At 40.1% G+C, this 12,229-nt stretch carries 14 protein-coding genes; 13 read left to right on the plus strand and 1 reads right to left on the minus strand.

Annotated features, from left to right (window positions below; translation table 11 throughout):
- Nucleotides 1-648: 648 nt before the first annotated feature.
- From coxB to QL989_RS00635, 4 genes are read left to right on the plus strand one after another with little or no spacing between them, the layout of a single operon-like run.
- Entirely contained in the window at nucleotides 649-1,791 is a 1,143-nt protein-coding gene (gene coxB / locus QL989_RS00620) for a cytochrome c oxidase subunit II (RefSeq protein ID WP_054202822.1), read from the plus strand.
- Nucleotides 1,791-3,383: a cytochrome c oxidase subunit I gene (gene ctaD, locus QL989_RS00625; RefSeq protein ID WP_290167391.1), complete on the plus strand. Its 1,593-nt coding sequence runs from the start codon at nucleotides 1,791-1,793 to the stop codon at nucleotides 3,381-3,383. Before coxB ends, ctaD begins: the two co-directional genes overlap by 1 nt.
- The gene (locus QL989_RS00630) at nucleotides 3,383-3,913 is read left to right on the plus strand and encodes a cytochrome c oxidase assembly protein (protein WP_290167393.1); all 531 of its coding nucleotides are present in this window, start codon (nucleotides 3,383-3,385) and stop codon (nucleotides 3,911-3,913) included. The genes ctaD and QL989_RS00630 overlap by 1 nt, the downstream gene beginning before the upstream one ends.
- A 35-nt stretch (nucleotides 3,914-3,948) precedes the next feature.
- The gene (locus tag QL989_RS00635) at nucleotides 3,949-4,824 is read left to right on the plus strand and encodes a cytochrome c oxidase subunit 3 (protein WP_010392387.1); all 876 of its coding nucleotides are present in this window, start codon (nucleotides 3,949-3,951) and stop codon (nucleotides 4,822-4,824) included.
- On the opposite strand, the gene QL989_RS19155 is transcribed toward QL989_RS00635, so the two are convergent.
- The gene (locus tag QL989_RS19155) at nucleotides 4,724-5,095 is read right to left on the minus strand and encodes a DUF2909 domain-containing protein (RefSeq protein WP_356775858.1); all 372 of its coding nucleotides are present in this window, start codon (nucleotides 5,093-5,095) and stop codon (nucleotides 4,724-4,726) included. The two genes, QL989_RS00635 and QL989_RS19155, sit on opposite strands and share 101 nt — an antisense overlap.
- On the opposite strand from QL989_RS19155, the gene QL989_RS00645 reads away from it, so the two are divergent.
- The 9 genes from QL989_RS00645 to QL989_RS00685 all read left to right on the plus strand — a co-directional run bounded on the left by QL989_RS00645 (nucleotide 5,049) and on the right by QL989_RS00685 (nucleotide 12,209).
- Nucleotides 5,049-5,789 carry an SURF1 family protein gene (locus QL989_RS00645; protein ID WP_010392389.1) on the plus strand — a complete coding sequence of 247 codons (741 nt, stop codon included), beginning with the start codon at nucleotides 5,049-5,051 and terminating at the stop codon, nucleotides 5,787-5,789. The genes QL989_RS19155 and QL989_RS00645 overlap by 47 nt on opposite strands.
- Entirely contained in the window at nucleotides 5,779-6,273 is a 495-nt protein-coding gene (locus tag QL989_RS00650; RefSeq protein WP_290167396.1) for a transmembrane cytochrome oxidase associated protein, read from the plus strand. Before QL989_RS00645 ends, QL989_RS00650 begins: the two co-directional genes overlap by 11 nt.
- A 12-nt stretch (nucleotides 6,274-6,285) precedes the next feature.
- On the plus strand, nucleotides 6,286-7,275 hold the full coding sequence (locus QL989_RS00655; RefSeq protein WP_290167398.1) for a COX15/CtaA family protein: 990 nt from the start codon (nucleotides 6,286-6,288) through the stop codon (nucleotides 7,273-7,275).
- 12 nt (nucleotides 7,276-7,287) lie between these two features.
- Nucleotides 7,288-8,217: a heme o synthase gene (gene cyoE / locus QL989_RS00660; RefSeq protein WP_290167400.1), complete on the plus strand. Its 930-nt coding sequence runs from the start codon at nucleotides 7,288-7,290 to the stop codon at nucleotides 8,215-8,217.
- Nucleotides 8,214-8,831, plus strand: coding sequence for an SCO family protein (locus QL989_RS00665; protein ID WP_178956739.1), 618 nt, complete (start codon nucleotides 8,214-8,216; stop codon nucleotides 8,829-8,831). The genes cyoE and QL989_RS00665 overlap by 4 nt, the downstream gene beginning before the upstream one ends.
- A gap of 162 nt (nucleotides 8,832-8,993) precedes the next feature.
- Complete coding sequence (locus QL989_RS00670) at nucleotides 8,994-9,266, plus strand: STAS domain-containing protein (protein ID WP_138608351.1); 273 nt, start codon at nucleotides 8,994-8,996, stop codon at nucleotides 9,264-9,266.
- An 8-nt stretch (nucleotides 9,267-9,274) separates the two neighbouring features.
- Nucleotides 9,275-9,637, plus strand: coding sequence for a response regulator (locus tag QL989_RS00675; RefSeq protein WP_008115349.1), 363 nt, complete (start codon nucleotides 9,275-9,277; stop codon nucleotides 9,635-9,637).
- Between the two features lie 14 nt (nucleotides 9,638-9,651).
- Entirely contained in the window at nucleotides 9,652-11,742 is a 2,091-nt protein-coding gene (locus QL989_RS00680) for a chemotaxis protein CheA (RefSeq protein ID WP_290167404.1), read from the plus strand.
- Entirely contained in the window at nucleotides 11,724-12,209 is a 486-nt protein-coding gene (locus tag QL989_RS00685; protein ID WP_138608347.1) for a chemotaxis protein CheW, read from the plus strand. The genes QL989_RS00680 and QL989_RS00685 overlap by 19 nt, the downstream gene beginning before the upstream one ends.
- Nucleotides 12,210-12,229: the final 20 nt, after the last annotated feature.

Genomic DNA, 12,229 nt, shown 5'->3' on the forward strand with positions numbered 1-12,229 from the left:
TTTTTAAAAATCGCTAAATATTTTATAAATAAACAAATTTATTTTAGGGTCTGTTGACCTTTCAAGGTTGAATTTGCAGCAGTCTGTTTGGTATTTAGGCAAGACAGAGCCTATGTGATGTGGTTATTCCCCATAAATAGGCGATAACGCAGCATCAATGCCAAACAGGCGCTGCCCGAAGGATTCTGCCTAGGGGCGATTTACTCTTTGTTGCTCGGTTTTTACTTAGCCCACTAGGTTACAAACCTCGCGCCGCGATTAAACCGCCCCTAGTTTGAACAAATTTTAATCCGCAAAGGTCAACAGACCCTAGTTATTTTTAAATCATAAAATTTTATATTTTTTCCGCTGTTATTCAAGCGACCCCTTACCAACTCTGACTCTGGGATTAATTACCTCATTAGTTACTATTTTTTTGCTGCACTTTTTTAAGTAACCTCTTGTTTATTTTTCATGCTCACCTTGCTTATTGTTTATTTTTTAACTAGTTATTAAAGAGCTGGAATAAAAATAACTCACAGCCTAATCGTTTTGAGCACACACATTTAGTAACTCCAGCACCCTTATAAAAAATAAAAATAACGAATAGGCGTTTAAGCCGTATGCCTCTTCGCTTTGCGTCAGCAATAGCATCAAAGGAGCCGTCACATGGGTAAGCTGAGTTCTTCCTTGTGGCTTATATTGTTAGTTTTTTCGCAAAATGTGCTTGCTAATAGCCAATATAATATGCGTAAAGGCGTAACTGATATAAGTAATAATGTATACCAACTGCACATGACCATATTTTTAATATGTTGTGTGATTGGGGTGATCGTGTTTGCCATTATGTTTTGGGCACTCATCCATCATCGCAAGTCTAAAGGGGCTGTCCCTGCCCAGTTTCATGAAAGTACTAAAGTAGAAATACTCTGGACTGCCATTCCTTTTGTCATCTTAATTGTTATGGCCATTCCTGCGACTAAAACGTTAATTGCCATGGAGGATGCCAGCAAAGCTGATATCACCATAAAAATTACTGGATCACAGTGGAAGTGGCATTACGAGTATATGGGGGAGGACGTTGAGTTTTATTCAATGTTAGCGACTCCTCAAAATGAAATAACGAATCTTGCCGATAAAAACCCGAATTATTTACTCGAAGTAGATAAGCCGCTGGTGCTACCGATTAATCAAAAAGTACGTTTTTTAATGACTTCAGATGATGTAATTCACTCATGGTGGGTACCTGATTTTGCAGTTAAAAAAGATGCAAACCCTGGGTTTATTAACGAAACATGGACCAATATTAATGAAGTAGGTACTTACCGCGGGCAGTGTGCAGAGCTGTGTGGTAAAGATCATGGCTTCATGCCTGTTGTGGTAGAAGCAAAAACAGAAGAAGACTTCAAAACGTGGTTGGCAGAAGCTAAACAAGCTAAACAAAAAGCGGCTGAAGCAGACGCTGCGTTATTAGATCAAGTGGTACCAAAAGAGGAGCTGATGGCTCTTGGTGAGCAAGTTTATATGGCGAGCTGTGCAGCGTGTCATCAACCTACAGGTTTAGGTTTGCCGGGTGTTTTTCCAGCACTTAAAGGCAGCCCAATAGTTATAGGTGATATCAAAGGTCATATCGATATCTTACTTCATGGTAAACCAGGTACAGCGATGCAGTCTTTCGCAAAGCAATTATCTATTAAGCAGATAGCAGCCGTTATTACTTATAAGCGTAACGCATGGGGTAATGACACCGGAGAGGTAATTCAACCAAGCGAAATACAAGCGGCACTGGATGCTGATGGGGAGGCTAAATAATGAGTAGCATTGCAGAACAACCTAATTCCAATGAGGCTCATCATGGCCATCAACCTGCAACAGGCTTTAAGCGCTGGTTATTTACAACCAACCATAAAGATATAGGAAGCTTATATTTAATTTTTTCTCTCACCATGTTTTTGATTGGTGGAGCAATGGCTATGGTTATTCGGGCTGAGTTATTTCAGCCGGGTTTACAATTGGTTGATCCTCACTTTTTTAATCAAATGACCACAGTACACGGTTTAATCATGGTGTTTGGTGCAGTAATGCCTGCATTTACTGGATTGGCAAACTGGATGATTCCGTTAATGATTGGTGCGCCAGATATGGCATTACCGAGAATGAACAACTGGAGCTTCTGGATTTTACCATTTGCGTTTTTGATTTTGTTAGCGTCATTGTTTATGCCTGGTGGCGGTCCTGCATTTGGGTGGACCTTTTACGCTCCGCTTTCCACCACTTATAGTAACGACAACACAGCAATGTTTGTATTTGCGGTACATATAATGGGTATCAGTTCGATTATGGGTGCCATTAATGTGGTGGTCACCATAGTGAATATGCGTGCTCCGGGTATGACATGGATGAAACTGCCGTTATTTGTGTGGACATGGCTGATCACGGCTTTTTTACTTATTGCAGTAATGCCGGTACTTGCTGGTGCAGTTACTATGGTACTCACCGATAAATACTTTGCGACCAGCTTCTTTGACGCCGCTGGTGGTGGCGATCCGGTAATGTTCCAGCATATATTTTGGTTTTTTGGTCATCCTGAAGTTTATATTATGATTTTGCCTGCCTTTGGCATTATCTCTACGATTGTTCCTACTTTTTCACGTAAAAAACTATTTGGTTATGCCTCTATGGTGTACGCCACTTCCTCGATTGCCTTGTTGAGCTTTATTGTGTGGGCGCATCATATGTTTACCACAGGTATGCCCGTGGCGGGTGAGTTGTTTTTTATGTACGCGACTATGTTGATATCGGTACCTACCGGCGTAAAAGTATTTAACTGGGTAGCAACTATGTGGCGTGGCTCTATTAGCTTTGAAGTGCCCATGCTGTTTAGTATCGCATTTATTGTGCTGTTTACTTTAGGTGGCTTTTCGGGATTGATGTTGGCGATCACACCTGCTGATTTTCAATACCACGACACCTACTTTGTAGTTGCACACTTCCATTATGTGCTGGTGACGGGCGCGGTATTCTCTATTATGGCGGGGGCTTATTATTGGTTGCCAAAATGGACCGGAAATATGTTCAATATTACTTTGGCAAAATGGCATTTTTGGTTGTCCTTGGTAAGTGTAAATGTGCTGTTTTTCCCAATGCATTTTGTGGGGTTAGCCGGTATGCCACGTCGAATTCCAGATTATGCACTGCAGTTTGCTGACTTTAACGCCATTATTAGTATAGGTGGGTTTGCCTTTGGTTTATCGCAATTACTGTTCGTTGTTGTTGTGTATAAATGTGCAAAAGGGGGCGATAAAGTGCCTGCAAAAGTTTGGGATGGGGCAGAAGGGCTTGAATGGGACGTTGATTCACCTGCGCCATATCATACGTTCTCAACGCCGCCGGACATTAAATAATGACTCACTTGCCGTTATTAAAAAAGCTGGTGGTTATTTGCATTGCAATGTTTGCTTTTGCATTTGCCATGGTGCCTTTATATGACGTGTTTTGCGATATAACCGGGCTTAATGGTAAGCCCTCGTTAGAGCAAGCACAGCAAAGTACCTTGGTTAATGAGAATAGAGAAGTCAGCGTTAGTTTTACCACGCATGCCCAAAGTGGTGCTCCTTTTGAGGTTAAATCTAAAGAATATAGTGTAGATGTAAAACCAGGGGCTATGCGTGAGGTTATGTTTAGCGCTAAAAACAACAGTAATGAAGACAAAGTGATGCAAGCGATACCCTCGGTAGCGCCGGGTAAAGCGGCTAAGTATTTACACAAAATAGCGTGTTTTTGCTTTGACCAGCAACCTTTGAAGGCTGGCGAGGAGTTAGAGTTTAAATTACTTTTTTATGTTGATACTGAGTTACCTAGTGATGTGGAGGAGTTAACTCTGTCTTATACCGTATTTGATATTAGCGAGAAGTTAGTAGCCAGTAATAACTAGCTTATAAAACTAGTGAAAAACTAGGAGCAAATGAAATGAATCAAAAATATGAACATTATTACGTACCTGATCAAAGCCCATGGCCAATAGTTGGCGCGGTGGCGCTATTTTTTATTGCGGTAGGGGCAGCCTTAACAGTTATGGATATGGGTAAAGAGGGAGGCAGTGGTGTTTACTTACTGTATGTGGGTATTGCCGTATTGCTTTATATGCTGTTTAGCTGGTTTAAAAATGTGATTGAAGAGTCGCATCAAGGTTTATATTCTGCCCAAATGGATCGCTCATTTAGACAAGGTATGAGCTGGTTTATTTTTTCAGAAGTCATGTTTTTTATGGCCTTTTTTGGGGCCCTTTTTTATGCCCGCATGTTTTCTGTGCCTTGGCTTGGAGGCGCCGATAACAACGCCATGACTAACGAAGTGTTATGGCCTACTTTTGAGGCTGTGTGGCCATTGTTAAATACCCCTGGGGGCACCTCTACGCAAGCAATGGGCTGGCAAGGGTTACCACTGATAAATACCCTTATTTTATTAGCTTCGTCGGTAACTCTGCATTTTGCTCATGTAGCGATGGAAAATAACAAACGTACTCCACTTAAGGTGTTTTTAGGCGTAACTATTTTACTGGGAGTATGCTTTTTAGGGCTCCAAGTAGAAGAATATATTTATGCTTATAATGACCTTAATTTAACTCTTGATGCGGGAATTTACGGTAATACCTTCTTTTTGCTAACCGGTTTTCACGGTATGCATGTCACCTTAGGTACCATTATTTTATTAATCGTTTTCCTACGGATTTTAAAAGGCCACTTTACAAAAAATAAGCACTTCGCGTTTCAAGCTGCGGCGTGGTACTGGCATTTTGTTGATGTTGTTTGGCTATGTTTGTTTGTTTTTGTATATGTGCTGTAGTGGGCAAAGGTGATTGATTTGCCGCAATTAAACCGAGCTTTAGTGCGGCAATTACCATCACTAATACCACAACAGAAAATAACACTCGACGCCCTAAAAAATGAGACATGGGGCGTCCATTGGTTTTTCCCGACACCATAATAAATAAAGCACGAAATAAATTAAACAATATAAATAATAACAGTAGAACAATAATAATTTTAATAATCACTGGATTTACCCTTATGCAGTTAGTTGTATTTAACAAACAAAAGCTTAGCTCAATAATCACAGTTTGCCTGGTTGTTATTGTGGTATTAGTTTGTATGCGTTTAGGGTTTTGGCAATTACAGCGCGCAGATCAAAAGCAACAACAGCTTAATGCCATTGAAAATATTCAACAGCAAGGAGTTATGAGCTGGGCACAGTTGCAACAACTGCCAAAAGAGTGGAATAAAACCGGGGTATTAGTTTCGTTGAGTGGTTATTTTGATACCAATAATTATTGGCTGCTCGATAACCAAATTTATAATGGTCAGGTTGGTTACGACTTACTGACATTATTAAAATTACCTGATGAGTCGCGCTTTTTATTAGTTAACTTAGGTTGGGTAAAAGCTGGCCGCTCAAGAGAAATCCTACCAAACGTGACAATACCTAGTGGTAAATTTACGTTAACGGCACAAATTAAAGAAGATAATTTAAGTGGCTTTACCTTAGCTAATAGCAATACTCAGTCAGATTTAGCTAAACGAATTCAAATCATTGATCTGCAATCACTCAGTAGCCAATCTCAGCGAACTTTAGTGGATTTTATGGCCTATCGCCAAGGCGACGAAGATGAGATTGCTGCTCCCCATTATGAAGCTGTTGTGATGAGTCCAGAAAAACATTATGCCTACTCAGTACAGTGGTTTTTAATTGCGATTGCCTGTGTGGTAGTTGCTATTTTTGCAAGCAAGAAGAGGATAGATAATGAAAAATAAACCCCTGTTGCTCTTTGTTGTATGCTGCGCTATCCCTTTAGTGCTGGCTTACAGCGCGTTAAAACTTGATTGGCTACCTACAGCAATTACTAATCATGGTGAGTTTTTAGAACGTGAAATTAAGCTAGACAATTGGCAGCAGCATAATCCAAAACAATGGACTATTGCTTTAAATTATTCAGCACAATGCGAAGAGCCTTGCTTGGAGCAGCTCGCTGCTTTAGATAATTTATATGTTGCCCTTGGCAAAAATCAACACAAAGTAGATATGGCGATAATGGGGAGACCCAAAGCTGCGAAGCCGCATTGGCATATGATTGCTGAACAACAGCAATTAAAACCCGCGAGTTTATATTTAATCGACCATATGGGACTGATTGTGCTGGAATATCCATTTAATCCTCAACCACAAGAAAACCGTTTGATACAAAAGGGATTATTGAAAGATCTAAAAAAATTACTTAATTACTCTCGTTCAAGCTAAGTAGAGGCTGCTATGTATAAAAACTATAAAAATTTGGTATTAGCAACGAGTTTATTCGCATTAGTTGTGGTAGCTCTAGGCGCATATACGCGGTTAAGTGACGCAGGACTTGGTTGCCCCGATTGGCCTGGTTGTTATGGCTTTTTAACCGTACCAAAACATGAAGCTGAGATTGCGCATGCGATTCAAAGCTACCCCGATATGATATTTGAAACAGCAAAGGCATGGAAAGAAATGATTCATCGCTATTTTGCTGGCACGCTGGGGGTATTAATTTTAGTGTTGTTTATTTTGGCTTTTGTAAAGCGTCAGTATCCGACTACGCCTGTAAAATTACCGATGCTACTGCTTTTGCTTGTTATTTTTCAGGCCGCGCTAGGTATGTGGACGGTGACTATGAACCTGCAGCCGCTAATTGTGATGGGGCATTTACTCGGAGGGTTTAGCATTTTGGCGTTATTAACGTTGTTGTACTTAAGGCTGACCAGTCAGCCTATTACGGGTGGGGACGCAGGTGCAAAACCTCACTTTAAACTAAGCTTGGTGGCGCTCACGGTACTTATTTTACAAATCGCTCTAGGTGGCTGGTTAGCGGCTAATTATGCCGCGCCACATTGTAATGGTTTGCCGCTATGTAGCTATGCTCAGCCGTTTTCGCTCAGTAGTGTTTTTCAGTTACCGTTAGAGCACAGTAATTATGAGTTTGGCGTGTTATCACAACAAGCGCGTATGTCTATTCATTTACTGCATCGTATGTGGGCATTGGTCACTTGTATTGTGTTGGCACTCGTTATGTGGCGAATATACAGCCATGCCTATTCACAAAAAATCAAAAGCTGCGCAGTGAGTGTGTTGGTAGCGTTATTTTGCCAGATAGCGTTGGGGTTAGCTGTAGTATATTTTCACTTTCCGATCAGTGTTGCGCTGGCGCATAACTTAATGGCTGCCATACTGTTATTAACTATGGTTAGGTTATGTTATTACCTAAAAGTCCGTACCTAAAGGGGAATCGTTATGGCACTTACAATTAACAAAAAAGCAATGCAGCCCGTTTATAGCCCATCGTTATTGACTAAAAGTTATCATTTAATCCAAGATTATTTAGCAATCAGTAAATTTAAAGTGGTGGCTATGTTGGTGTTAACGGCATGGGTGGGCTTGGCTCTCGCCCCTGACGTTGGTAGAGACATTGGGGTTCAGTTCATAAGTTTATTAGGGATTGGTTTACTCTCTGCGGCAGCTGCCGTTATCAATCATGTGGTTGATAGTGAAATTGATAGTAAAATGGCACGTACACGCCACCGCCCAGTCGCCAAAGGACGCTTAAGTAAATTACACGCATTGAGTTTTGCTGCTGTTATTGGCGTGGCAGGGTTTATTATGTTGATGTTGTGGGCAAATACACTCACTGCCATACTTACTTTATTTGCACTTGTAGGTTACGCATTTATTTATACGTCGTTTTTAAAACGCGCCACGCCACAAAATATAGTGATTGGTGGTTTGGCTGGCGCCATGCCTCCTTTACTTGGTTGGGTGTCTGAAACCAATCAAATGGCAGCCGCTCCTTGGTTGTTGGTTATGATTATATTCACATGGACTCCTCCGCACTTCTGGGCGTTAGCCATCGCGCGCAAAAGTGATTACGAACGCGCTAAAATCCCTATGTTACCTGTGACCCATGGAATCGAATTTTGTAAAACCTGTGTGCTCGCATACTCAGTGCTATTAGCCATTGTGTGCGTATTACCTTACTTGATAGGTATGTCGGGGCTTATTTATTTAAGCGGAGCATGTATTCTTAATATAATTTTTATATACAAAGCAATTAACTTAAAATTTGCCGCTAAAGAAGACACCGCAATGGATTTATTTCGTTTTTCGATTGTTCATTTAATGATACTCTTTGTTATCTTATTTATAGATAAATGGCTAGTTATATGAAGCAGTTATGGTGTGGGTTAATTGTTTTTTCGGTGCTTTTTTTATCGGCATGTGGTGATAAAAAAAGTTTACAGGATCTTGATGCATTAGTGTACGAAACAGCAAAACCGTTATCTGATTTTTCGTTGAATGATCAACAGGGGGAGTTAGTAACCAAACAGCAGTTTTTGGGTCAATGGAACTTAGTTTTTCTAGGCTACACAAGCTGCCCTGATATTTGTCCAATGACGCTTGCTAAGCTCAACAATGTCTATAAAAACTTACAAGCTAATTATCCCCTGCAGGTGTGGTTTATATCTGTTGATCCTAAACGAGATATTGCTCAAAGGCGTAAAGAGTACATAGATTATTTTAACCCTGACTTTTTAGCTGTATCTGGGGAGCATAAAGACCTATTTCCATTTGTACGTGAGTTGGGATTAATTTATGCAATTAGTGATAGTGATGAATCTGACTACGCGGTGGATCATAGTGCATCGGTTGCACTTGTTGATGGCAGTGGCGCACTAAGAGCTATTTTTAAGCCTGAATTTAAACAAGGAGATGTGCCTTTGGTTAATACTACAAAATTAACGGCAGAATTTATTGAAATTGCAGATTTTTACAAAAACTAGCTTTTAATGACTTAACGATTTTAGAGGGGCTTTGTGCCCCTTTTTACGTTTTTTAACAGCTAATTTTAATTAATTAGTTATTTTTTAGTCGTTTTTATGGCGTTTTCATTATCTCGGTCTAAGCTTTTGGTATGGATCGAGTTGATAAGGAAAAGCTTAAAAATGCTTAAACTACCAAATGAACTTTCAATTGTTCAAGTTGACGTTTTACATCAAGATTTATTAAGCGAACTTAATAACAGCCGAGATATTTGTCTGGATATTAGCGATGTTATGTCTGCTGATACCGCCTCGGTTCAACTTCTTTGTGCCCTACAAAAACACCTTCTTACTATTAATCAAAAAATTGCCTGGGTTGGCAGCAGTGACGCATTAAAAAATGTCATTGAACAACTCGGTTTAAGTGAATATTTAGCTTCAGAAAGTACTAACTAGAGGTTTATATGAAAAGAATTTTAGCTGTCGATGATTCTGCATCAATGCGCCAAATGGTGAGCTTTACGTTAAAAACAGCAGGGTTTGATGTTACCGAAGCCAAAGATGGCAGCGAGGCATTAGCCATTGCCAAGCAACAAGGTTTTGATGCAGTTATTTCTGATGTAAACATGCCAATTATGGATGGGATCACGCTTATTAGAGAGCTAAGAGGGCTACCAGATTACAAGTTTACACCGCTGCTTATGTTAACTACAGAGTCGGGGATGGATAAAAAAGTAGAAGGTAAAGCTGCAGGGGCAACAGGATGGATTGTAAAACCTTTTAATCCAGATCAGCTATTAGCCGTGCTAAAAAAAGTAATCCGTTAACTTAGGAGTGCACTGTGAGTATTGATTTAAGCCAGTTTTTTGAAGTGTTCTTTGAAGAGAGTTTTGAAGGCCTCGATATAATGGAGACTGAATTACTCAACTTAGTGCCAGGCGAAGAAGACTTAGAAACCATTAATACTATATTTAGAGCTGCTCATTCAATAAAAGGGGGCAGTGCTACTTTTGGGTTCAACTCAATTGCAAATTTTACCCATGTATTAGAAACATTACTGGATCAAATTCGTGAAGGTGAGCGCAATATAACTAGCGAGCACATTAATTTATTACTTAAATCAGTGGATTGCTTAAGGGCTTTGCTAAGTTCGCTAAAGGTACAGGAAGAACCAGATTTAGCCCAAGCAGATACTTTACGAGAGCAGTTCGAGAAATTACTAGGTATGCCAGCTGGTGAAGAACAAGGTGAAGAAACACATCATGAACAGGTTATAGTTAATACTTACCAGATTGATTTTAAGCCACATTTTCATCTATTTAAAACCGGTAATGAACCTTTGTTTATGATCAGCGAATTAGCCGAGCTTGGTGAGTTAGAAGTACAGGTATTCACCGATGCCATACCTGATATTAAAGAATTATCCAGCGATGAGTGCTTTTTATATTGGCGGTTTTTCTTAAACACTGAGCGAGATGAGCAAGCCATTAAAGAGATTTTTGAATGGGTTGAAGATGATGCAGATATTAAAATTGAGCTATGCGGTGGCTTATTTAATGATGCTAAAGCCGGATCAGAAGAAGTAATTAACGAATCGGCTGTTATGGAGGAAGCTCCCAAAATTGCTGAGCAACCCAAAGCAAATAAAGCAAAGGCAGTTGCCAATGCGCCCAGCGCAAAAGCTGCACCAGAATCAACCTCTATTCGAGTTGGTATCGATAAGGTTGACTCATTAATTAATATGGTGGGCGAGTTGGTTATTACCCAAGCAATGTTAAATCAGCTTAGCGAACAGGAAATGACAGCTACTGCAGTAACCTCGCTTCAAGAGGGATTAGCACAACTAGCGCATAATACTCGAGACTTACAAGAAAACGTGATGCGTATTCGTATGCTGCCAATTAATTTTGTGTTTAGTCGCTTTCCACGTTTGGTGCGTGATATTGCTCAAAAGCTCAATAAAGAGGTGGAGCTAAAGCTGATCGGAGAGCAAACCGAGTTAGATAAAACTGTGATGGAAAAAATATCTGATCCTATGGTGCATTTAGTAAGAAACTCACTGGATCATGGTATTGAAACTGTTGAAAAGCGTATTGCAGCAGGTAAAGATCCTGTGGGTAAGGTTACATTAAATGCTTTTCATCAGGGAGGAAATATCGTCATTGAAATTATGGACGATGGCCAAGGCCTTAACACCCAAAAGATTAAAGAAAAAGCGATTGCCAACGAACTTATTGCTAGCGATAGCGAGTTAACAGATGATGAAATCAACGAACTTATATTCATGCCAGGGTTTTCTACTGCTGATGAAGTAAGTGACTTATCTGGCCGGGGTGTGGGTATGGACGTGGTGAAACGCAATATCCAATCATTAAATGGCTCGGTAGAAGTGACATCCGCTGCTGGAATTGGTTCTACCTTTACTATTCGGCTGCCGCTTACTTTGGCTATTTTAGATGGGCAATTGGTTAAAGTAGCCAAGCATACTTACATTATTCCACTGATCTCGATTGTAGAATCGCTGCAAATTGATATTGCAAAAGTAAGCCGTGTTGGGAAAGACCTAGATGTCCTCAGATTACGTGATGAATACATTCCTATTCTGCGTTTATACGAGATTTTTAACCATCAAGATGCGATTGAATCATTAGATAAGACCTTATTGGTTGTGGTGGAAAACGATAATCAAAAAGTAGGGGTGCTCGTTGACGATTTACTTTCACAACAACAGGTGGTTATAAAAAGCTTGGAGGCTAATTACCACAAAGTGGACGGAGTTTCTGGGGCAACTATTTTAGGTGATGGTCGCGTTTCGTTAATTTTAGATATTAGCGGTTTGATTAAGCTTTCAGGGTTAAAAAAGCCTGGCAGCCAAGCATTGAGTATTGAACCATCAGCTACTCTGGAGGATTCATGTTCTCTGAATCAATAGCATTAAATAGCAATATTGAGCTGCAGCGCAAAGAAGGGATTAAGCAGTTTCTTACCTTTATTATGGCTGAAGAAGAATACGGAGTAGATATATTAACGGTGCAAGAAATCCGCAGCTGGGAAGACATAACCGCACTGCCAAATGCCCCAGATTATGTAAAAGGCGTTATTAATTTACGCGGCACTATAGTGCCCATTATTGATTTACGCTTAAGGTTTGGCTTACCCACTATCGCCTATGGGCCATTAACAGTAGTGATTATTGTAAAAGTAGAGTTTGAGCAAGAAAGTAAAGTAATGGGTATTACGGTAGATGCAGTGGCTGATGTTTATAGCATTGCAGAGCAAGATGCTAAAGCTGTGCCGAGTTTAACCCAAACTAATGAGAGTGAATATGTAGCAGGGTTAGTCAATGTAGGCGAAAAAATGGTCGCCCTAATTGATTTGCCAGCAACCATGGATATTTAGCGGTAACAGTAACTAAATAA

It is taken from the genome of Pseudoalteromonas sp. APC 3224 (assembly GCF_030407535.1).
Taxonomy (GTDB): Bacteria; Pseudomonadota; Gammaproteobacteria; order Enterobacterales; family Alteromonadaceae; genus Pseudoalteromonas.